This is a genomic window from Streptomyces albicerus (genome assembly GCF_008905045.1).
GTDB lineage: Bacteria > Actinomycetota > Actinomycetes > Streptomycetales > Streptomycetaceae > Streptomyces > Streptomyces albicerus.
The window spans coordinates 43,411-65,229 of the sequence record NZ_VWMY01000010.1 but is presented as its reverse complement, the minus strand read 5'-3'; the positions used below and the strand labels follow the sequence as shown (position 1 = coordinate 65,229).

The following is a 21,819-nucleotide window of genomic DNA, read 5'->3' as shown; positions in this document are numbered from 1 at the left end:
CCACCCCCGTCCACATGCTGTGCACGGGGGTGGAAATGATCCACCGGGCGCTCATACTCGGGGGGTGACCGCGTACGAGCCTTCCAGCGCACCCGGTTCTTCCGGCGCACCCGGTGCGGACGGCTATGACGCCGTCGTGCTCGCCGGCGGCGCCGCCCGCCGCCTCGGCGGGGCGGACAAGCCCGGCGTACGCGTGGGCGGCCGGGCGCTGCTCGACCGCGTCCTGGCGGCCTGCTCCGGCGCGGCCGCCACCGTGGTCGTCGCCGAGCCCAGGCCCACCGCGCGCCCGGTGGAGTGGGCGCGCGAGGACCCGCCAGGCGCGGGCCCGCTGGCCGCCCTCGACGCCGGACTGCGGCGCACCACCGCCGAGTACGTCGTGGTTCTCTCCGCCGACCTGCCGTTCCTGGACGAGGAGACGGTACGCAGGCTGCTGACCGCCCTTCAGGAGGCGGGCACCGAAGGCGTCTTGCTCACCGACTCCGGTGGCCGTGACCAGCCGCTCGTGGCCGCGTACCGCGGTTCGGCGCTGCGTCGCGGACTGGCGGCCCTTCGCGCCGAGCACGGCGGGCTGACCGGACTGCCGCTGCGACGGCTCACCGGCGCGCTCGACCTCACCCGTATCACCGACCCCGTCGCGTCCTTCGACTGCGACACCTGGGACGACATCGCTGCCGCCCGGGCACGTATCAGGGAGCATGGGCACGTGTTGGATGAATGGATTACCGCAGTCAAGGACGAGCTGGGCATCGACCTGGACGTCGACACCGGCATCCTGCTCGACCTGGCCCGCGACGCCGCGCACGGCGTGGCCCGCCCGGCGGCACCGCTGACCACCTTCCTCGTCGGTTACGCGGCGGCACAGGCCGAGGGAGGCCCCGAGGCGGTCGCGGAGGCGGCCCGCAAGGCGACGGCGCTGGCGCTGCGCTGGGCGGCGGAGGCGGACGGCACGGCGCCCCCGTCGGGCAGCGGCCCGACGGCCCCGTCCGGCGGCGGCACCGGGACCGCCGCTCCCGAAGCCCGCCCGGACGCCGGATGACCGCCCAGGGGCGCGCCCGGGGGCAGTACGAGGGTGTCGAGCTCGACGATCTCCACGTCGAGGAAGCCCTCGCGTTGGCGAAGGAAGGTGGTGCCCAGGTGCCCGACGGCTCCGGAGCCGCTGGAGGTCCCCGTTCCGTCCCCCCGCCGTCGCCGAAGGGCGCGAGCCATGAGCGCCGGGAGCACGCAGCCGAGGGCACCTCCCAGGCCCACGCGGCCAAGCACGGCCACCACAGCGCCACTCCCTGGCCCGAGGCCCGCGCCATCGCCGCGCGAGCCCCCCGCGCCTCGCACGCCCCCGTCTCCGTCTCCCTCGACGCCGCGCTGGGGCTTGTCCTCGCCGCTCCCCTCACCGCCCTCACGGACCTCCCGTCGTTCGACACGTCCGCGATGGACGGCTGGGCGGTTGCCGGGCCGGGCCCGTGGGACGTCCGGGCCGAGGGAGTCCTCGCGGGCCACGCCGAGCCCGAGCCGCTCACCGACGGCGAGGCGGTCCGGATCGCCACCGGCGCGCGCATCCCGCAGGACGTCACCGCCGTGATCCGCAGCGAACACGGCCGCGCCGACGAGAAGGGCCGCCTGCACGCGACCCGGGAGGTCGTGCCCGGACAGGACATCCGCCCCCGCGGCCAGGAGTGCCGCTCCGGTGACTCCCTCCTGCCGCCCGGCACGCTGGTCACCCCGGCCGTGCTCGGGCTCGCCGCGGCCGCCGGATACGACACCGTCTCCGCGCTCCCCCGCCCACGTGCCGAAGTCCTCGTCCTGGGCGACGAGTTGCTCACGGAGGGCCTGCCCCACGACGGCCTGATCCGGGACGCGCTCGGCCCGATGCTGCCGCCGTGGCTGCGCGCGCTCGGCGCCGACGTCATCGCGGTGCGCAGGCTCGGCGACGACGCCAAGGCGCTGCGGAAGGCCCTCACCAGCTCCGACGCCGACCTCATCGTCACCACCGGCGGCACCGCCGCGGGCCCGGTCGACCACGTCCACCCCACCCTGCGCCGTATCGGCGCCGAGCTCCTGGTGGACGGCGTCAAGGTGCGCCCCGGCCACCCCATGCTCCTGGCCCGCACCAAGGAGAACCAGCACCTCGTCGGCCTGCCCGGCAACCCGCTCGCCGCCGTCTCCGGCCTGCTCACGCTCGCCGAGCCCCTGCTGCGTACGCTCGCGGGACGCGCGGCCCCGCAGCCGTACACGCTGCCCCTCAAGGACACGGTGCACGGGCACCCGTACGACACCCGGCTGATCCCTGTCGTCCTGCGCGAGGACCGGGCCGTGCCGCTGCACTACAACGGCCCGGCCATGCTGCGCGGCATTGCCGTGGCCGACGCGCTCGCGGTCGTCCCGCCCGGCGGCGCGCGCCCCGGTCAGGAACTGGAGATCCTCGATCTGCCCTGGGCCATGGCCGGGATCGGGGTGTGTTTCACGTGAAACTTCCGGGCCAGGACGCGATCGCCCGACAGGCGGAAGAACGCACTATCACTCACCGCGTGAACCTGCCTCGCAGACGCGTGGAACACCCGATGAGGCAGGTCGCGAGACGGGTCGTCATCGCGCTGTTGGTGCTGGTCGGGACCGCCGTCATCGTCTACCTCGACCATGACGGCTACAACGACAACTCCGACGGTTCGGTGGATCTGCTCGACGCCTTCTACTACGCGACCGTCACCCTCTCCACCACCGGATACGGTGACATCACCCCGGTCAGTGACGCCGCCCGGCTCACCAACATCTTCGTGATCACGCCACTGCGCGTGCTCTTCCTGATCATCCTGGTCGGCACCACTCTCGAGGTCCTCACCGAACGCACCCGGGAGGAGTGGCGACTGAACCGCTGGAGGACCGCTTTGAGGGAGCACACCGTTGTCATCGGGTTCGGCACGAAGGGCCGCTCAGCGATTCAGACCGTGTGCGCGACGGGGCTGAAGAAGGAGCAGGTCGTGGTCGTCGACCCCAGCTCGAAGGTGATCGAGGCGGCGACGGCGGACGGCTACGCGGGTGTGATCGGCGATGCAACGCGCAGCGACGTACTGATCCGCGCCGAGGTTCAGCGGGCCCGGCAGATCATCATCGCGACGCAGCGCGACGACACCGCCGTCCTCGTCGCGCTGACGGCCCGGCAGCTCAACCGCGGGGCGAAGATCGTGGCCGCCGTGCGCGAGGAGGAGAACGCGCCGCTGCTGAAGCAGTCCGGCGCCGACGCCGTCATCACCAGCGCGAGCGCGGCCGGCCGCCTCCTCGGCCTCTCCGTGCTCAGCCCCAGCGCGGGCATGGTCCTGGAAGACCTCATCCAGCAGGGCAGCGGGCTGGACATCGTCGAACGACCCGTCATAAAGGCCGAGGTAGGGAAAGGCGCACGCGAGACCGAGGACCTGGTGGTCAGCGTCGTACGAGGGCACCGGGTGCTCGGCTACGACGATCCGGCCGTCGGAAAGCTGCAGTTGACGGACCGTCTGATCACCATCGTGCGCGTCACTCCGCACACCCAGGTCGCGCCGGACATGAAGCTGCTGCCACGCGACTAAGCGCTCCGCTGGAAGCACAGTGATGAACCCGCGGGCCGGTGGGGGCTGGTCGCGCAGTTCCCCGCGCCCCTACGGGGCGCGCCACACTGCACCGGACTTCACCAAGGCCGCTTAGCGGCAGGACCGGCGGTAGGCCCGGCGGCAGGACTGGACGCCCGGAGTAGCCTCGCCCGCATGCGAGCGATCACGATTCCTGAACCTGGTGGGCCCGAGGCGCTGGTGTGGGACGAGGTCCCGGATCCGGTGCCCGGAGAGGGCGAAGTGCTGGTGGAGGTGGTGGCGAGCGCGGTGAACCGCGCCGATCTGCTCCAGCGGCAGGGCTTCTACGACCCACCGCCCGGCGCGTCCCCGTACCCCGGGCTCGAGTGCTCCGGGCGGATCGCCGAGGTCGGTCCCGGCGTCTCGGGATGGGCTGTCGGTGACGAGGTGTGTGCGCTGCTCTCGGGCGGTGGGTATGCCGAGAAGGTGGTCGTGCCGGCCGGGCAGCTGCTGCCCGTGCCCGAGGGTGTCGAGCTCGACAAGGCGGCCGCGCTGCCCGAGGTGACCTGCACGGTCTGGTCGAACGTCTTCATGATCGCCCACCTGCGTCCCGGCGAGACGCTCCTGGTGCACGGCGGGGCGAGCGGCATCGGCACCATGGCGATCCAGCTGGCCAAGGCCGTCGGCGCGAAGGTCGCCGTGACCGCGGGCAGCAAGGAGAAGCTGGAGTTCTGCGCCGAGCTGGGCGCGGACGTGCTGATCAACTACCGCGAGCAGGACTTCGTCGAGGAGATCAAGGCCGCCACCGGCGGGGCGGGCGCCGACGTCATCCTCGACAACATGGGCGCCAAGTACCTGGACCGCAACGTCAAGGCCCTCGCCGTCAGCGGGCGGCTCGCGATCATCGGCATGCAGGGTGGCGTCAAGGGCGAGTTGAACATCGCGGTGCTCCTCGCCAAGCGCGGCGCCGTCACCGCGACCTCGTTGCGCGCCCGTCCCGCCGACGAGAAGGCGGCGATCGTCGCGGCCGTACGGGAGCATGTGTGGCCGTTGATCGGCGCCGGTCACGTACGTCCGGTGGTCGACCGCGAGCTGCCGATGAGTGACGCGGCCGCGGCGCACAGGGTGCTGGAGGAGAGCGGGAACATCGGGAAGGTGCTGCTCACGCTCCCGTAGCCCTCGGCCTTCCTGGAGTCCCGGCCTCGCCTCAGCCCCGCCGTACACGCAGCGCGACGAACGCGAGGCCGAGGCCCAGGCCGATGAGGACCAGTCCGCTGCCGAGGGGCAGGACGCGGAATACGGGTTCCGAGCTGTGTACGGAGCGGGTGGAGGCCTGCTCGTCCCCGGCGGGCGGGAAGGGCTCCGGCGCGCTGCTCCGGGGCGGCTCGGGGGCGACGGCGGCTTCCGAGCGGTCCGGGAGGCCGGGGCTCTCTGGGCTGTCCGGGTGACGACCCGCCGCGATGTCCTCCTCGGTCGGCCTCGCCTCGCGCCCCGGCCGTTCGCGCCCCTCCCCGGCCCGGCTGCCGGCTCGGGACTCGCCGGGCACGGGCTCGTACGAAGGGGCATACGGGGTGGCGTACGACGTGTGGGCCGGGCCCGCCAACAGGATCAGCAGCAGGCCTGCCACGTGCAGGGGGCGGAACCATGGAGCCACGTCGGTGACCCCCTCCCGGTGCGGAGGAGTCAAGATCAACGGCACCAGACTCACACGGGGCACCCGCACCGGCATCTCGATCTCCCGCTCGCCGAAAGGGTCACCCTCAGTGACGTCCTTGGCGCACACAGGTGCACGGGGTAGAGATACCGATTATGTCGATACGCCACGGTCTGCTGGCGCTCCTGGAGCGCGGCCCCCGCTACGGCGCGCGGCTGCGCACCGAGTTCGAGACGCGCACGGGCTCCACCTGGCCGCTGAACATCGGCCAGGTGTACACGACGCTCGGCCGGCTGGAACGGGACGGCCTGGTCGTACAGCAGGGTGTGGACGAGGCCGGGCACGTGCTGTACGCGTTGACGGACGCGGGCCGGGCCGAGCTGCGGGCCTGGTTCGCGCGTCCCGTGGAGCGCACGAACCTGCCGCGCGACGAGCTGGCGATCAAGCTGGCCATGGCGGTCGGGGCGCCCGGAGCCGATGTACGGGCGATCGTGGAGGCGCAGCGGCGGTATCTGTCGGAGGCGATGCACACGTACACCCGGCTGCGGGCCCGGGCGCTCGCGGAGGTGCCCGCGCACCGCGACGAGGTGGCCCGGCTGCTCGTCCTGGAGCACCTCATCTTCCGCGCGGAGGCCGAGATCCGCTGGCTCGACCACTGCGAGGCCAGACTGCTGCGGCTCGCGGAGGCGGCGGCCACGGAGCCCCCGGAGCCGCCGGCACCGTCCGCCTGACGTGAAAGGCCAGTACGTACATGGTGGATCAGCCCCGCGAGGGGGCACCAGGGTGATGAGGTGTGCGGGTGCGAGAGAATGGCGGCATGGAGATGCCGAGGAACGAAAGGTCGCCGGAGAACCCCCAGATCCTGGTTGTCGGCCAGGACGGAATGGCTCTGGGCGGCGGAGGAGACGAGGACTCCCGTGAGGTCCCGGTGACGGAGATGGTGGAGCAGCCCGCCAAGGTCATGCGCATCGGGAGCATGATCAAACAGCTGCTGGAGGAGGTGCGCGCGGCGCCCCTGGACGAGGCGAGCCGGGTCCGGCTCAAGGAAATCCACGCCAGCTCGGTCAAGGAGCTGGAGGACGGTCTTGCTCCCGATCTTGTCGAGGAGCTGGAGCGGCTCTCCCTGCCGTTCACGGACGACGGCGTCCCCTCCGACGCCGAACTGCGGATCGCGCAGGCCCAGTTGGTGGGCTGGCTGGAGGGCCTCTTCCACGGGATCCAGACGACCCTGTTCGCCCAGCAGATGGCGGCCCGTGCCCAGCTGGAGCAGATGCGCAGGGCGCTCCCTCCGGGGGTGGGCGGCGGCGAGGACGAGGCCGATCCGCGGGCGGGAGGCCGCTCGGGCGGCCCGTACCTGTAACCCCGATCCGTATCTGTAACTCCGATCCGTACACAACTCCGAACAGAGCGCAGACGAAAGGGGCCCGGCAGAGATGCCGGGCCCCTTCGCGTGACCGAGGGACCAGAGGTCAGGCGGGGTTGCCCGACGAGACATACAGCTGGATCTTGGGCATGTCCTTGGGGTCGACGTCCGTCTCCGCCTCGGGGATCTGGGTCATGACGGTGCCTTCGCCGTAGGCGTTCTCGTTGACGTCCTTGAGTTCGTACTGCCAGCCCGCCGCCTGGAAGCACGCCTTCACGGAGTCGATGTTCTTGAACTTGAAGTCAGGGACCTTGATCTTGTCGGCGTCGTTGTACGACTCGTCGGGCTCCGTGCACTCCGTCTTCTCGATCTTCTTCGTGGTGTCCGGCCCCTTGTGCCCGGCCACCTCGGACGCCGACGCGCTGGGGCTGCTGTCGCCGCCCGCTTCCTTGTCGCTGTCCCCGCCGCTCAGCGTCAGCGCGGCGATCAGCCCGCCGATGGCGGCGAGCGCGACGACGATCGAACCCACGATCACCGGCATGTTGCTCTTGCGGCCGCCACCCCCGGAGGCGGGCGTCGAGGGCTGCGGGGAGATCGTGTACGGCGCCGGGGTCGAGTAGCCCTGCTGCGGGGCGTATGCGGCGGTCTGGGGCGGTGTCGGGTAGCCGCCCTGCTGCGGATAGCCGTACGACGGGGCGGGCGTGGGTCCGGGCGTCGGGGTCGGCGGGCCGTAGGGACCCGGCTGGTACGGCGTCTGCACGTTCCCCTGCGGCATCTGGGCCGCCTGGTCGACCGGCGGGAACACCGCGGAGCCGACGCCGGCGCCGCTCGACGTCCGCGCGCCCGGCACGATGCTCGGCGGCGCCGCCTGGAAGGACTGGGCCACACGCAGACACTCGTCGCGCATCGACTCGGCGTTCAGGAAACGCTCGTTCGGGTTCTTCTTCAGCGCGCGGAGGACCAGAGCGTCCACGGCCGGCGGCAGCGAGCGGTTGATCGAGGAGGGTGCGACGGGCTCCTCCTGGACGTGCGCGTACGCGATCGCCAGCGGGGAGTCGGCCTCGAACGGCAGCCGCCCGGTGACCAGTTGGAACAGCATGATGCCGACCGAGTAAAGGTCCGAGCGGGCGTCCACGCCCCGGCCGAGTGCCTGCTCCGGGGAGAGGTACTGCGGGGTGCCGACGACCATGCCGGTCTGGGTCATCGACGTGACGCCGGACTGGATGGCGCGGGCGATGCCGAAGTCCATCACCTTGACGACGTTCCGCTTCGTCATCATCACGTTGCCCGGCTTGATGTCGCGGTGGACCAGGCCCATCTCGTGGCTGATCTCCAGCGCCGCCAGCACGTCGGCGGTGATCTTCAGGGCCTTGTCGGCGGGCATGGCGCCGTACTGCGCGACGTCCTGGTCGAGGACCGAGCCGAGCGGGCGGCCCTCGACGTATTCCATGACGATGTACGGAGTCGTCACTCCGTCGAGATCGTCCTCGCCGGTGTCGAAGACCGAGACGATGTTCGTGTGCGTGAGCTTGGCCACCGACTGGGCCTCGCGGCGGAAGCGCTCACGGAAGGCCTGCTCACGCCCGAGGTCGGTGTGCAGTGTCTTGATCGCGACCTGTCGGTCGAGCACCGAGTCGTACGCGAGGTGCACCGAGGCCATGCCGCCTTCGCCGAGCAAGTCGCGCAGCTGGTAGCGTCCGCCAGCGACCGAACGCCCTGCGTACCGGCTCTGTGCGCCGTCCTGGCTCATGTTCTGCGTCCCCCATCGGCATGCGCCACGCGTGGGCGGAAGCTGCTGATGTGGCCCCCGCGGTGGTGATCCAAGTGTTATTCCCGGCCAAGTCTGCCGGAGGGCACTGACACGTCAAGCTCGGTGCCCGATCCGTGACCGTACGCGAAAGAAGAGTCGCGGAAGCGTTACAGGTGCCGTACGGCCGGTACACAGAATTTGCACCCGCGGACCGGCTACGGGTTTGATGGCCGGTCCATCTCGGGTCGGCCTCTCACTCGGAGGCTGTAGCGTGGCCCGACGGAGACCGTAACAACCACCGCGCGTACTCCGACAGTGCGGACAGAAAACGACGGCGAGGACTGATGGCACAGCAGCAGCGCGCTCAGGGCCCGTCCGACCCCGAGGCGACTGGCGGCGGTATGTCAGATGCGCCGGACATGTGGGGTAACGGCGGGCTGGTCGGGGACGGCCGGTATCGGCTCACCCACAGACTCGGCAAGGGCGGCATGGCCGAGGTGTTCGCCGCCGAGGACGTCCGTCTGGGACGGACGGTCGCGGTCAAGCTGCTCCGCTCGGACCTGGCCGAGGACCCCGTTTCCAAGGCCCGTTTCACGCGCGAGGCCCAGTCGGTGGCCGGCCTCAACCACCACGCGGTGGTGGCGGTCTACGACTCCGGCGAGGACGTGATCGGCCACCAGAACGTCCCGTACATCGTGATGGAGCTCGTCGAGGGCCGCACGATCCGCGACCTGCTGCTCAACGCCGAGGCCCCCGGGCCCGAACAGGCGCTGATCATCGTCTCCGGAGTGCTGGAAGCGCTTGCTTATTCGCACCAGCACGGCATCGTGCACCGCGACATCAAGCCCGCGAACGTGATCATCACCAACACCGGTGCGGTGAAGGTGATGGACTTCGGCATCGCGCGCGCCCTGCACGGCGCCCAGTCGACGATGACTCAGACCGGCATGGTCATGGGCACGCCCCAGTACCTCTCGCCCGAGCAGGCGCTCGGCAAGGCGGTCGACCACCGCAGCGACCTGTACGCCACTGGCTGTCTGCTCTACGAACTCCTCGCGCTGCGGCCGCCGTTCACCGGTGAGACCCCGCTGTCGGTGGTCTACCAGCACGTCCAGGACATCCCGGTGCCCCCGTCCGAGGTCTCGGACGTGGCGCCGCCGGAGCTGGACGGCCTGGTCATGCGCTCGCTCGCGAAGGAGCCGGACGACCGGTTCCAGACCGCGGAGGAGATGCGCGGGCTGGTCCAGTACGGGCTGCAGATGCTGTACGACCAGGGCGGCCACACCGGCACCTGGAACACCGGCCCCGTGGAGATGCACGAGGGCGTGAACACCCCGGCGATGGGCCTCGCGGGCGCGGCCGGGCTGCCGCACCCCGGCGAGCCGGGCACCACCCAGATCCCCTCACCGATCCTGCCGCCGAACCGCGGCGGAGGCGGCGACGACGGGGGCTTCGAGGGACACGGCAACCGGGGCAGCGGCCGCAGCAAGCTGTGGATCCTCGCGGTACTCGCGGTGGTCGCGATCGCGGCGGGCGTCGCGCTGGCGCTGCAGAGCGGCGACGGCAACGGCGGCGGGGGCGGTACGACGCAGTCGCCGACCACCTCGCAGACCGAGAAGGAGACGACGCCGAGCGAGAGCGCGACCGACGAGGCGACGGACGAGGCCACGGAGGAGGAAACCGACACGGGCACCGACCCGGACTACACGCCTTCGTACACACCATCGCCGAGCTACACGCCATCGCCCACACCGACCGAGCCCACGGGCGAGCCGTCGGACACGACGCCGAGCAGCCCGGAGCCGTCGGACGAGGAGCCGACTCCGACGGACGAGGAGCCGACTCCGACGGGCACGGGCGGCGGCAACGGCGGTGCCACGGGCCCGGCGGACGGCGCCTGACCCGGACCCTTCGTTCACGAGCACCCCACGCGCGCGTGGAATCCGAAAACGGGCTCCACGCGCGCGTGCCGTTTCACGAGTCCCACGACTGAGCGTCATCCCACGAACGCCTCGCACACCGCGTCGTACTCCCGCGTCCACCAGACCGCCAGCGCGGAGGTCGCGGGGAACTGCGGGTCGGCGCGGGTGTCCCCGCGCTCGTAGTGCCAGCGCAGTATCCAGAAGTCGTTGAGCCGTTCCCACCACACGCGGTGCACGGCGGCGGACAGCTCGGACGGGGTGGCCCGCGCGGAGCGCCGGTACGCGCGCGCGTAGGCCCGTACTTTCGGCAGATCGAGCGGGCCGGCGGGACGTACGAAGAAGATCACCGCGGCGCGCACCGCCTCCTCGGCCTGCGGCTGGACGCCGAGCCGGTCCCAGTCGACGATCGCGGCGGGGGCGTCTCCGCTGTAGAGCACGTTGAAGGGGTGGAAGTCCCCGTGCACCCAGCCCACCGAGCCGCCCTGCGGGGGTCGCCGGTCCGCGTGCTGCTCCAGGAGGGCGCGGCGTTCCAGGAGGCGGTGGCGGGCCAGTTCGTCGAAGGCGTCGGCCGGCCGGTGGCGGCGTACCTGGGCGAGCAGGTCGTCGATGAGGGCGAAGGTGTCGGCGGGGTCGGCGCTCTCCGCCCGTTCCTCGGACTGCCGCGGGGGCATCACCCGCTCCAGGGACGCGTGTACGACGCCCAGGAGCGCCCCGAGGCGTCGGCACTGCTCCGTGGTGAGCTGGGCGCCGCTGCGGTGACGTCCGTCGATCCAGGGGTGCAGCGCGTACGCGTGGCCGCCGATGACGGCGACCGTGCGGCCGTCGGTGCCGGTCAGCGGCGGGGCCACCGGGACGCCGAGGTCGGCGAGGCGCTGGGTCGCGCGGTGCTGGCGGGCGATCGCGGCCGGGTCGGCGGTCTCGGGATCGAAATGGTGCTTGAGGAAGTACCGGCCCTCGGTGGTGGCGAGCCGGTAGCCGCGGTTGAGCAGCCCTTGGTCGACGGGTTCGCAGGCCAGCGGGACCCCGGCGGCGTACCGCCGCAACAGGGCGCCCAGAGGGGGTGCGGGGGAGACAGCGGGCGAAACAGATGAGCGCGGCACGCGCCAGATGTTAGGGCACCGGAGAGGCCCTTGACCTCGCGCTTGTCACGGACAGTGCTCGGACCACCGCTGCAGGCGATCGCCCATGGAGTGCACAGTGACGAACTCCGGCGCGATCCCCAGGTACACGGGCTCGAAGGGCACGCCGTCCACGAGGTGCGGGGCGGGGCCGAAGCGTTCGAGCTGGGCGGCGGTGGGCTCGACGGCCTCGCACAATCCGACGACCTGGACGGACCACTGGCCCTCTGCCGTGCGGGCGGAGTTCAGGTTGTCCGCGCCGTACGCGACGACGCTTCCCGTGCATGCCTGGTGATGGCCGTACCCCTTGTGCATCCGCAGCAGGACGCGGCCGTCCACGACGATGTGGCGGGCCGCGGCCAGGAACGGCAGCGCGCGCATGCTGGCCGCCACCCGGCCGTACTCGACGCGGCCGAGAAGTCCGGCGGCGAGCTGTTCGTCGGTCGGCATGCCACCCAATGTGCGGCACCGCGGGGAGCCGGAAAAAGGGCCGCCCGGCCCTCTCACGACGGGACGTAAGTCCCGAACAAACGGCCTCTACGTAGTCGTGAGGGGGCGCTGCGCAGTCCTGAACGGGCACTACGTAGTACCCGAAAAACTCAGCACCGCTTCTCCGTACACTCAGCACCGCTTCTCCGTACACTCAGCGCCGCTTCTCCGCCTGTATCCGGGCCACATAGGCGGCGGCCTGCGCACGCCGCTCCATGCCGAGTTTGGACAGCAGACTGGAGACGTAATTCTTGATCGTCTTCTCGGCGAGATGGAGCCGCTCGCCGATCGCGCGATTGGTGAGCCCCTCGCCGATCAGGTCGAGGATCCTGCGCTCCTGGTCGGTGAGGCTCGCGAGTCTGGTGTCGCCCTTGGGGCCGCCTCCGTCGCGCAGCCGCTCCAGGACGCGGGCGGTCGCCTCCGGGTCGAGCAGCGACTTGCCGGCGGCGACGTCGCGGATCGCCGCGAGCAGTTCGTCGCCGCGGATGGCCTTCAGGACATAGCCCGAGGCACCTGCCATGATCGCGTCGAAGAGGGCCTCGTCGTCCGCGTAGGAGGTCAGCATGAGGCACTTGACGCTCTCGTCCCGGGAGCGGATCTCACGGCAGACCTCCACTCCGCTGCCGTCCGGCAGGCGTACGTCGAGGACGGCCACGTCCGGGCGCGTGGCCGGAATCCGCACCATCGCGTCGGCCGCCGTACCGGCCTCGCCGACCACCTCGATGCCCTCCTCCATCGAGAGCAACTCGTGGACGCCGCGGCGTACGACCTCGTGGTCGTCGAGAAGAAATACAGTGATTTTTCCTTCTTCGTGCACGGAGCAAGTTTCACACGCGATCTCTTCCTCTGCCCTCGTGAACTCTTTTCTTCTGCCCCGGTGAACTCTTCCCGAGCCCGGGGTGACCGGGATAACGTGCCGGTGTTCCGGCCCCCTGCAAGGCTGTAACCAGTGCCGTGACCAGCGGCTGCTTCGGACGTCTGCGACGCACTCGGATCTCCTAGCGGAAAGTAGTTGGAAATCCAAGCAAAAACGCAGGTCAGGAGGGGTTTCACAGATATGTGGAGCACTGGGTAACGTGATGGTTGCAGGGCGCTCGCCGGGGCACCTGTCACGCCTGTTCCCGGCCGAGGGCACCCACCCCGTGCACGGGTTGGAACAGGCGAGCCGCACTGGTTACCCGGCAACCCCGGGGGCCGGACCGACGGAGGAGCACACGTGACCGTGGAGAGCACTGCCGCGCGCAAGCCGCGACGCAGCGCCGGTACCAAGCGCACCGCTGCGAAGAAGCCGCCGGGCGCCCAGCCCGACCTTGTCCAGCTGCTGACGCCCGAGGGCAAGCGCGTCAAGAATGGCGAATACGACACGTACGTCGCCGACATCACCCCCGAAGAGCTGCGCGGCCTCTACCGCGACATGGTGCTCACCCGACGCTTCGACGCCGAGGCCACCTCCCTGCAGCGCCAGGGAGAGCTGGGTCTGTGGGCCTCGCTGCTCGGCCAGGAGGCCGCCCAGATCGGCTCCGGACGGGCCACCCGCGAGGACGACTACGTCTTCCCGACGTATCGCGAGCACGGCGTGGCATGGTGCCGCGGGGTCGACCCGACCAACCTGCTCGGCATGTTCCGCGGTGTGAACAACGGCGGCTGGGACCCGAACAGCAACAACTTCCACCTCTACACGATCGTCATCGGCTCGCAGACGCTGCACGCCACCGGCTACGCCATGGGCGTCGCCAAGGACGGCGCCGACTCGGCCGTGATCGCGTACTTCGGAGACGGCGCCTCCAGCCAGGGCGACGTCGCCGAATCGTTCACCTTCTCCGCGGTCTACAACGCGCCCGTCGTGTTCTTCTGCCAGAACAACCAGTGGGCCATCTCCGAGCCCACCGAGCGCCAGACCCGCGTGCCGCTCTACCAGCGCGCGCAGGGCTACGGCTTCCCCGGCGTCCGCGTCGACGGCAACGACGTCCTCGCCTGCCTGGCCGTCACCAAGTGGGCCCTGGAGCGGGCCCGCCGGGGCGAGGGGCCCACGCTCGTCGAGGCGTACACCTACCGCATGGGCGCCCACACCACCTCCGACGATCCGACCAAGTACCGGGCCGACGAGGAGCGCGAGGCGTGGGAGGCGAAGGACCCGATCCAGCGCCTGCGCACGTATCTCGAGACGTCAAACCACGCGGACGAGGGATTCTTCGCGGAACTCGAGGCCGAGAGCGAGGCGTTGGGCAAACGAGTGCGCGAAGTGGTCCGTGCCATGCCGGACCCGGACCATTTCGCCATCTTCGAGAACGTGTACGCGGACGGGCACGCGCTCGTCGACGAGGAGCGGGCCCAGTTCGCCGCCTACCAGGCGTCGTTCGCTGACGAAGGGGAGGGCAAGTAGCGATGACAGCGGAAAAGATGGCGCTGGCCAAGGCGATCAACGAATCGCTGCGCACGGCCCTCGACGCGGACCCCAAGGTCCTGATCATGGGTGAGGACGTCGGCAAGCTCGGCGGCGTGTTCCGGGTGACCGACGGGCTGCAGAAGGACTTCGGCGAGGACCGGGTCATCGACACCCCGCTCGCCGAGTCGGGCATCGTCGGCACGGCGATCGGCCTCGCGCTGCGCGGCTACCGCCCCGTCGTGGAGATCCAGTTCGACGGCTTCGTCTTCCCGGCGTACGACCAGATCGTCACGCAGCTCGCGAAGATGCACGCGCGCGCGTTGGGCAAGATCAAGCTCCCGGTCGTCATCCGCATTCCGTACGGCGGCGGCATCGGGGCGGTCGAGCACCACTCGGAGTCCCCCGAGGCGCTGTTCGCCCACGTGGCCGGCCTCAAGGTCGTCTCGCCCTCGAACGCCTCCGACGCGTACTGGATGATGCAGCAGGCCATCCAGAGCGACGACCCGGTGATCTTCTTCGAGCCGAAGCGGCGCTACTGGGACAAGTCCGAGGTCAACCGCGAGGCGATCCCCGGACCGCTGCACAAGGCGCGCGTGGTCCGCGAGGGCAGCGATCTGACGCTGGCCGCGTACGGGCCGATGGTTAAGGTCTGCCAGGAGGTCGCGGCCGCCGCCCAGGAAGAGGGCAAGTCCCTCGAAGTGGTGGATCTGCGGTCCATGTCCCCGATCGACTTCGACTCCGTCCAGGCCTCGGTCGAGAAGACCCGCCGTCTGGTGGTGGTGCACGAGGCGCCGGTGTTCCTGGGTACGGGCGCGGAGATCGCCGCCCGGATCACGGAGCGGTGCTTCTACCACCTGGAGGCTCCCGTGCTGAGGGTCGGCGGCTATCACGCCCCGTATCCGCCTGCGCGTCTGGAGGAGGAGTACCTGCCGGGGCTTGACCGGGTGCTCGACACCGTCGACCGCTCGCTGGCGTACTGAGGAGAGGGTCGTGACGACGATGACTGAGACTGCCTCGGGGCTTCGCGAGTTCAAGATGCCCGACGTGGGCGAGGGTCTGACCGAGGCGGAGATCCTCAAGTGGTACGTCCAGCCCGGTGACGCGGTCACCGACGGGCAGGTGGTGTGCGAGGTAGAGACCGCCAAGGCCGCCGTCGAGCTGCCGATTCCCTTCGACGGGGTGGTGCACGAGCTGCGCTTCCCCGAAGGGACGACGGTGGACGTCGGCCAGGTGATCATCGCGGTGGACGTGGCCGACGGAGCCGCTCCGGCCGCGGAGCCCGAGGCGAAGGCTTCGGCCGCGGCAGCTCCCTCGGCGGAGCCGGAGGCTCCTTCGGAGGAAACCGCGACTCCTCCGGAGAAGCCCAAGCCCGAGGGCCGCAAGCCGGTTCTCGTCGGGTACGGGGTCGCGGAGTCCTCCACGAAGCGCCGTCCCCGCAAGGGAGTTCCGGCCCAGCAGTCCGAGGCGGCCGCGGCGACCGCGGCGGTCCAGGGCGAGCTGAACGGACATGCGGCCCCGACGTCCCGCCCGCTCGCCAAGCCCCCCGTGCGCAAGCTCGCCAAGGACCTCGGCGTCGACCTGGCGACGGTCACCCCGTCCGGGCCCGACGGGATCATCACGCGCGAGGACGTGCACGCGGCGGTGGCGGCCTCGGCCCCCGCCCAGGAGCCCACGCCCGCTGTCACGGAAGCGCCCACGCCCGCTCCCGGTCCCGTCCGGGCGCCGGCCCCGGTCGTCACGTACGACGGCGCCCGTGAGACCCGTATCCCGGTCAAGGGCGTCCGCAAGGCGACCGCCGCGGCGATGGTCGGCTCGGCGTTCACCGCGCCGCACGTCACCGAGTTCATCACGGTCGACGTGACGCGCACGATGAAGCTGGTCGAGGAGCTCAAGCAGGACAAGGAGCTCGCCGGCCTGCGGGTGAATCCGCTGCTGCTGATCGCCAAGGCCCTGCTGGTAGCGATCAAGCGCAACCCCGGGGTGAACGCCTCCTGGGACGAGGCCAATCAGGAGATCGTCCAGAAGCACTACGTGAATCTGGGCATCGCGGCGGCCACCCCTCGCGGCCTGATCGTCCCGAACATCAAGGACGCCCACACCAAGACGCTTCCCCAACTGGCCGAGGCCCTGGGCGAGCTGGTGGCGACGGCCCGCGAGGGCAAGACCTCCCCGGCGGCCATGCAGGGCGGCACGGTGACCATCACCAACGTCGGCGTGTTCGGTGTCGACACCGGCACCCCGATCCTCAACCCCGGTGAGTCCGCGATCCTCGCCGTCGGCACGATCAAGCTCCAGCCGTGGGTCCACAAGGGCAAGGTCAAGCCCCGCCAGGTCACGACACTGGCGCTGAGCTTCGACCACCGCCTGGTCGACGGCGAGCTCGGCTCCAAGGTGCTGGCGGATGTGGCGGCGATTCTGGAGCAGCCCAAGCGGCTGATCACTTGGGGGTAGTTGTTCGTCCGCAGGTGCGTGGGGCCTGGACGCGCCCACGCGGCGGAGCCGCATATTGACGCAGCCCCGCGCCCCTGAGAGGGGCGCGGGGAACTGCGCGACAAGCCACACGCGGCCCGCAGACAAGGGACGACGAGCCGAAGCCCGTCCCGCCCCTCCGCGGAGTGCCTCGCCTACCTCCTGAAGGAGTAGTCCATCAACTTCTTCGCGTCCGACTCGCGAGCCGAGATGGACGTCGAGGCGAGCACCGTGCCGATGACCGTCTTGCCGTTGCGGGTCGCGGCGAAGACCAGGCAGTACTTGGCCTCTGGGCCGGAGCCGGTCTTCACGCCGATGGCGCCGCTGTAGCTGCTGAGCAGGCCATTGGTGTTGGTCCACGGCGCCATGGTGCGGGTGCCGCCGGTCTTCGTCACGGTCTTCGCCGTGTACTTCTTCGTCTTCACGATCGCGCGGAAGTTGGCGCTCTTCATCGCGCTGCTGGCGATCTTCGTCAGGTCGCGCGGCGTGGAGTAGTTCGAGCCGTTTCCGATCCCGTCGAACGAGTCGAACTTCGTGTTCGTCAGGCCGAGGTCCCTGGCCTGCTTGTTCATCTTGCCGATGAACGACTTCACGCGGGCGGCGCGGGTCGAGCCGGAGCCGAACTTGTCGGCGAGCGCGTACGCGGCGTCGCAGCCGGACGGCAGCATCAGGCCGTAGAGGAGCTGGCGGACGGTGACCTTGTCGCCGACGATCAGACGGGCCGACGAGGCGTTGTTGCGGACGATGTAGTCGCTGTACGCCTTCTGGATGGTGACCTTGGTGTCCAGGTTGAGGTTCGGCTGCGACAGCACGACCTTCGCGGTCATGATCTTCGTGGTGGAGCCGGTGGAGCGGCGGGTGTCCGCGCCCTTCGTGTAGAGCGTCTTGGCCGTGCCGTTGTTCATCACGTAGCCGCCCTTGGCGGCGATCGTGGGCGCGGTGAGGGCCTGCGCGGGCGCCGTACTGAGGGCTCCGGTCGCGAGCACGGCTCCGGTGGTGAAGACCACTGCGGCAGCTCTGCGAACCCGCATACCCTTTATGCCGGTTATCAAGTCGATTACCCCGATTACGTTTAATGCACCGGGCGGTGCCAAATGCCCTGGAAAGGCGGCCACTTGGGAGTGCCGCCTTCCCTTCAGACACGTAAGTAGCACAAAAGGATGTGCGGTTACTGAACTGGGGTGCCCTTCTTTACCGGGTCCATATCCTGGACGGTCCGCGACCATGCGTACGTGTTGTATCTATGCTGTGCGCATGCCTTCAGCCCCGTCCCCCGCCGCACCCGCGCCCGACAAGCAGACGGACAAGCAGACCGTGAAGCAGCCTCCCGCCGCCGAGCGCGTCTACGCCCACGTCAAGCAGGCCGTGCTGGAGCGTCGTTACGAGGGCGGGACCCTGCTCACCGAGGGCGAGCTGGCCGAGGCCGTGGGGGTGTCACGGACACCCGTGCGCGAGGCGCTGCTCAAGCTGGAGGTCGAGGGCCTGATCCGGCTCTACCCGAAGAAGGGCGCCCTCGTGCTGCCCGTCTCCGCGCAGGAGATCGCGGACGTGGTGGAGACCCGGCAGCTCGTCGAGGAGCACGCGATCCGCAAGGCGGTGCCGGCCTCGCCCGCGCTCATCGCGCGCCTCACCGAACTCCTGGCGAAGCAGAAGGAGCAGGCCGCGGCCGGCGACCTGGCCGGAGCCGCCGTCACCGACCGCTGCTTCCACGCCGAGATCGTCCGCAGCGGCGGCAACGAGATCCTGTCCCGGCTCTACGACCAGCTGCGCGACCGCCAGTTGAGGATGGGTGTCGCCGTGATGCACGCCCACCCGGACCGGATCACCAAGACGCTGACCGAGCACCAGGAGATCCTCGACGCGCTGCGCTCCGGCGACGCGGAGGCGGCCGTCGCCCTGGTCCACCGGCACGTCAGCTGGTTCTCCAACCTGGCGCGGGGGGACGTCCGATGAGATCCTCCTCGTCCTCGGCGCTCACCCTCCCCGGCGACCCGCCCGGCGGCCGCCGGGCGATCATGGTCTGGTCCGTCGGCGTCTCCGTCTACTTCGTCGCGGTCATCTTCCGTACGTCGCTGGGGGTGGCCGGCCTCGACGCCGCCGACCGCTTCCACGTGGGCGCCTCCGCGCTCTCGACGTTCTCGATCCTCCAGCTCCTCGTCTATGCGGGCATGCAGATACCCGTCGGCCTGATGGTCGACCGGCTGGGCACGAAGAAGGTGCTGACCCTCGGCGTGGTCCTCTTCACGATCGGGCAGCTGGGCTTTGCCTTCTCGCCCTCGTACGGGACGGCGCTGGCCTCGCGCGCGCTGCTCGGGTGCGGTGACGCGATGACGTTCATCAGCGTGCTGCGCCTCGGCACACGCTGGTTCCCGGCCCGGCGCGGACCGCTGGTCGCGCAGCTCGCGGGCCTGGTGGGCATGGCGGGCAACCTCGTCTCGACGCTCGTGCTGGCCCGGCTGCTGCACGGCGTCGGCTGGACGGCCGCCTTCGCGGGCAGCTCGCTCGCGGGCGTGGTGGTCCTCGTCCTGATGCTGGTGTTCCTGAAGGACCACCCCGAGGGCCACGAGCCGGAGCCGTTCCCGCACCAGGGAGCCGCGTATGTGCGCAAGCAGATCGCCGCGTCCTGGCGGGAGCCCGGGACCCGGCTCGGGCTGTGGGTGCACTTCACGACCCAGTTCCCGGCGATGGTGTTCCTGCTGCTGTGGGGGCTGCCGTTCCTCGTCGAGGCGCAGGGCCTGTCGCGGGCGACGGCTGGGGAACTCCTCACGCTCGTCGTGCTCTCCAACATGTTCGTCGGCCTGGTGTACGGGCAGATCGTCGCCCGGCACCACGCGGCGCGGCTTCCGCTGGCGCTCGGCACGGTCCTGTCGACGGCCGTCGTGTGGGCCGCCGCGCTCGCGTATCCCGCCGACCACGCGCCGATGTGGCTGCTGGTCGTGCTGTGTACGGTTCTCGGCGCCTGCGGCCCCGCGTCGATGATCGGCTTCGACTTCGCCCGTCCCGCGAACCCGCCCGAGCGTCAGGGCACCGCCTCCGGCATCACCAACATGGGCGGTTTCGTCGCCTCCATGACGACGCTGTTCGCGATCGGCGTGCTTCTGGACGCCACCGGGGACGACTACACCGTCGCCTTCTCCGCGGTCTTCGTCCTCCAGGCGCTCGGGCTCAGCCAGATCCTGCGCCTGCGGAAGCAGGCGGCTCGGCGGGAGCGGGAGCGGTTGGTCGCCAGCCGGGTGGAGACGGTGCACGTTCCTGCGTAGGCAGGCAGGCAGACAGGGGGTGGGGTGGAGTGGTTTTCACCCCCGCCACCCCGACCAATTCCTGTCCCCCCGGGGCTACGGCGTGACTGCGAAGTTCCTCAGGATCGCCGCCGTCAGTTCCGGGTCGCCCTCGGTCTTCAGGCGGTCCGCGACCGCCTCCGGGGTCACCCGGCCGCAGGCCATGCGGAAGAACGTCTCCCAGTCGAGGGTGAGCGTGGCGGCCGGACCGAGGGACGGGGCACCGTCTATCGAACCGCGGCCATCGGCATCGACGCGGACCGTGCGCAGGAACTCGACGGGCCCGTGGACGTCGAAGACGACCGCCGAGTTCGCCGGCGCGCCCGCGTCCTTGGCGACCACCTTCGGCAGCCTGCCGAGCAGCACGTCACGGGTGATGTACGCACCCGGCGAGTCGAGGTTGCCCGGCCGGCCGAGGGCGGTGCGCAGGTCCTGCTCGTGCACCCAGACGTCGAACGCGCGGTTGCGCATGGCCTGTTCGAGTGTGACCTCGGTGCCGAGCGGGCCGCGCACGAGCGCGTCGGGCTGCCGCGACTCGTTCCGCAGCTGGCGGTTGCGGCGGATGATCGTGTACTCCAGCTCGGAGGTCATCTCCGGAGCGGTGTGGTGCCGGCGTACGTCGACCTGCATCTCCATGTACCGCTGGTGTTCGTTCGTCACGTGGTACAGGTCGCGGGGGAGCGTGTGGATCGGCCGGGGGTCGCCCAGCATCTCGCAGTCGAGGCCGATCACATGCGAGACGAGGTCGCGCACCGACCAGCCGGGGCAGGGAGTCCGCCGGTTCCATTCGCCCTCCACCAGGGGCGTCACCAACTCGGATATCGCGTCGATGGAGTGGGTCCAGGCGTCGGCGTAGGACTGAAGGCTGGGATGCAGACTCACGGAACGGGACCCCTCGGGCGGTTGGACGCGGGCAGTGCACAGTCAGCGGGTGTCTTGGGACGCTAAGTTACGCTGCTGTGAGGCACCCCGGCAGTGCTTTCGTGTGACGATCGTAGGCCCGTATCAAAGGCTCGAATGCCAGGACGGTGGTAGTGTGCGCGCTTCTCTCCTCCAGATCGCCGTGGACGAGGGCGAATCGGTCGAAGCCCGCAGGCAGCGTGCCGCCTCGCTGGTTCGGGAACAGGCCGGTGCCGATCTCGTCGTTCTGCCCGAACTGTGGACGACGGGAGCCTTCGCCTTCGAGTCGTTCGGAGTCGAGGCCGAGCCGCTCGAAGGGCCCACGTACGAAGTGATGGCCAAGGCGGCGGGCGACGCGGGCGTGTGGCTGCACGCGGGCTCGATCCCCGAGCGAGACCCGGATGGACCCCTCTACAACACCTCCCTCGTCTTCTCCCCCGCCGGTGAACTGGCCGCCGCCTACCGCAAGATCCACCGCTTCGGCTTCGACAAGGGCGAGGCCGTGCTGATGGGGGCGGGCTCGGAGCTGGTCACCGTCCGCCTGCCGCAGACCACGCTCGGCCTCGCCACCTGCTACGACCTCCGCTTCCCCGAGCTCTTCCGCGGGCTGGTGGACGCCGGGGCCGAGACGCTCGTCGTGCCGGCCGGGTGGCCCGAGCGGCGGCGGTCGCACTGGACGCTGCTCGCCCAGGCGCGGGCCGTCGAGGACCAGTCGTTCGTCCTCGCGTGTGGAACGGCCGGTACGCATGCGGGGGTTCCGCAGGCCGGTCACTCGATCGTGGTCGATCCCTGGGGGGCGGTTCTCGCGGAGGCGGGCCCTGGCGAGGAGGTCCTGACCGTGGACTTCGACCCCGGGAAGGTCTCGACGACTCGGGAGCAGTTCCCGGCGCTGAAGGACCGTGTCCTGGGCTTGGAGCCACCTCTCCGCTGAGGCGGTGGGTCGGGGCTGGGTTT

The 21,819-nt window shown here is 70.4% G+C and carries 20 protein-coding genes; 13 read left to right on the top strand and 7 right to left on the bottom strand.

The annotated features are described in order from the left end of the window. Positions 1-64 precede the first annotated feature (64 nt). The 4 genes from GAS53_RS10480 (at position 65) to GAS53_RS10465 (ending at position 4,712) form a co-directional block, all read left to right on the top strand. Positions 65-1,036, top strand: a complete 972-nt coding sequence (locus GAS53_RS10480; protein ID WP_151477213.1) for an NTP transferase domain-containing protein — start codon at positions 65-67, stop codon at positions 1,034-1,036. Next, a complete protein-coding gene (locus tag GAS53_RS10475; RefSeq protein WP_151477212.1) occupies positions 1,033-2,463 on the top strand; it encodes a molybdopterin molybdotransferase MoeA in 1,431 nt (476 codons plus the stop codon). Before GAS53_RS10480 ends, GAS53_RS10475 begins: the two co-directional genes overlap by 4 nt. Then, positions 2,460-3,557: a potassium channel family protein gene (locus GAS53_RS10470; RefSeq protein ID WP_151477211.1), complete on the top strand. Its 1,098-nt coding sequence runs from the start codon at positions 2,460-2,462 to the stop codon at positions 3,555-3,557. The genes GAS53_RS10475 and GAS53_RS10470 overlap by 4 nt, the downstream gene beginning before the upstream one ends. A 174-nt stretch (positions 3,558-3,731) precedes the next feature. Further along, positions 3,732-4,712 (top strand): NAD(P)H-quinone oxidoreductase, encoded by a 981-nt coding sequence (locus GAS53_RS10465; protein ID WP_151477210.1) that lies wholly within the window; start codon positions 3,732-3,734, stop codon positions 4,710-4,712. Positions 4,713-4,743: 31 nt separating this feature from the next. Here the strand turns inward: GAS53_RS10465 and GAS53_RS10460 are convergent, their stop codons facing one another. Then, positions 4,744-5,229, bottom strand: coding sequence for a hypothetical protein (locus GAS53_RS10460; RefSeq protein ID WP_225858850.1), 486 nt, complete (start codon positions 5,227-5,229; stop codon positions 4,744-4,746). Positions 5,230-5,345: 116 nt separating this feature from the next. Between GAS53_RS10460 and GAS53_RS10455 the strand changes: the two genes are divergently transcribed. Both GAS53_RS10455 and GAS53_RS10450 read left to right on the top strand, forming a co-directional pair. Continuing rightward, complete coding sequence (locus GAS53_RS10455; protein ID WP_151477209.1) at positions 5,346-5,921, top strand: PadR family transcriptional regulator; 576 nt, start codon at positions 5,346-5,348, stop codon at positions 5,919-5,921. A gap of 86 nt (positions 5,922-6,007) precedes the next feature. Then, entirely contained in the window at positions 6,008-6,550 is a 543-nt protein-coding gene (locus GAS53_RS10450; RefSeq protein WP_151477208.1) for a bacterial proteasome activator family protein, read from the top strand. 109 nt (positions 6,551-6,659) lie between these two features. Here GAS53_RS10450 and GAS53_RS10445 read toward each other — a convergent pair whose 3' ends face one another. Then, entirely contained in the window at positions 6,660-8,303 is a 1,644-nt protein-coding gene (locus tag GAS53_RS10445) for a protein kinase domain-containing protein (protein ID WP_151477207.1), read from the bottom strand. 344 nt (positions 8,304-8,647) lie between these two features. Between GAS53_RS10445 and GAS53_RS10440 the strand changes: the two genes are divergently transcribed. Next, entirely contained in the window at positions 8,648-10,204 is a 1,557-nt protein-coding gene (locus GAS53_RS10440) for a protein kinase domain-containing protein (RefSeq protein ID WP_151477206.1), read from the top strand. Positions 10,205-10,299: 95 nt separating this feature from the next. Here GAS53_RS10440 and GAS53_RS10435 read toward each other — a convergent pair whose 3' ends face one another. From GAS53_RS10435 to GAS53_RS10425, 3 genes are all read right to left on the bottom strand, one after another. Continuing rightward, positions 10,300-11,325, bottom strand: a complete 1,026-nt coding sequence (locus GAS53_RS10435; RefSeq protein ID WP_225858849.1) for a phosphotransferase — start codon at positions 11,323-11,325, stop codon at positions 10,300-10,302. Between the two features lie 45 nt (positions 11,326-11,370). Then, positions 11,371-11,793 carry a pyridoxamine 5'-phosphate oxidase family protein gene (locus GAS53_RS10430; protein ID WP_151477205.1) on the bottom strand — a complete coding sequence of 141 codons (423 nt, stop codon included), beginning with the start codon at positions 11,791-11,793 and terminating at the stop codon, positions 11,371-11,373. A gap of 193 nt (positions 11,794-11,986) precedes the next feature. After that, positions 11,987-12,649 carry a response regulator gene (locus GAS53_RS10425; protein ID WP_151477204.1) on the bottom strand — a complete coding sequence of 221 codons (663 nt, stop codon included), beginning with the start codon at positions 12,647-12,649 and terminating at the stop codon, positions 11,987-11,989. Between the two features lie 399 nt (positions 12,650-13,048). Here GAS53_RS10425 and pdhA point away from each other — a divergent pair, with 399 nt between their 5' ends. From pdhA to GAS53_RS10410, 3 genes are read left to right on the top strand one after another with little or no spacing between them, the layout of a single operon-like run. After that, a complete protein-coding gene (gene pdhA, locus GAS53_RS10420; RefSeq protein WP_151477203.1) occupies positions 13,049-14,215 on the top strand; it encodes a pyruvate dehydrogenase (acetyl-transferring) E1 component subunit alpha in 1,167 nt (388 codons plus the stop codon). A 2-nt stretch (positions 14,216-14,217) separates the two neighbouring features. Further along, complete coding sequence (locus GAS53_RS10415) at positions 14,218-15,198, top strand: alpha-ketoacid dehydrogenase subunit beta (protein ID WP_151477202.1); 981 nt, start codon at positions 14,218-14,220, stop codon at positions 15,196-15,198. Between the two features lie 10 nt (positions 15,199-15,208). Beyond that, a complete protein-coding gene (locus tag GAS53_RS10410; protein WP_151477201.1) occupies positions 15,209-16,669 on the top strand; it encodes a dihydrolipoamide acetyltransferase family protein in 1,461 nt (486 codons plus the stop codon). A 173-nt stretch (positions 16,670-16,842) separates the two neighbouring features. On the opposite strand, the gene GAS53_RS10405 is transcribed toward GAS53_RS10410, so the two are convergent. After that, the gene (locus GAS53_RS10405) at positions 16,843-17,739 is read right to left on the bottom strand and encodes a D-alanyl-D-alanine carboxypeptidase family protein (RefSeq protein ID WP_151477200.1); all 897 of its coding nucleotides are present in this window, start codon (positions 17,737-17,739) and stop codon (positions 16,843-16,845) included. Positions 17,740-17,941: 202 nt separating this feature from the next. On the opposite strand from GAS53_RS10405, the gene GAS53_RS10400 reads away from it, so the two are divergent. Both GAS53_RS10400 and GAS53_RS10395 read left to right on the top strand, forming a co-directional pair. Then, entirely contained in the window at positions 17,942-18,640 is a 699-nt protein-coding gene (locus tag GAS53_RS10400) for a GntR family transcriptional regulator (protein WP_151477199.1), read from the top strand. Next, entirely contained in the window at positions 18,637-19,947 is a 1,311-nt protein-coding gene (locus GAS53_RS10395; protein ID WP_151477198.1) for an MFS transporter, read from the top strand. The genes GAS53_RS10400 and GAS53_RS10395 overlap by 4 nt, the downstream gene beginning before the upstream one ends. Positions 19,948-20,022: 75 nt before the next feature. Here the strand turns inward: GAS53_RS10395 and GAS53_RS10390 are convergent, their stop codons facing one another. Beyond that, positions 20,023-20,847 (bottom strand): maleylpyruvate isomerase family mycothiol-dependent enzyme, encoded by an 825-nt coding sequence (locus GAS53_RS10390; RefSeq protein ID WP_151477197.1) that lies wholly within the window; start codon positions 20,845-20,847, stop codon positions 20,023-20,025. Between the two features lie 154 nt (positions 20,848-21,001). Here GAS53_RS10390 and GAS53_RS10385 point away from each other — a divergent pair, with 154 nt between their 5' ends. After that, entirely contained in the window at positions 21,002-21,796 is a 795-nt protein-coding gene (locus GAS53_RS10385) for a carbon-nitrogen family hydrolase (RefSeq protein WP_151477196.1), read from the top strand. The last annotated feature ends 23 nt before the right edge of the window (positions 21,797-21,819 follow it).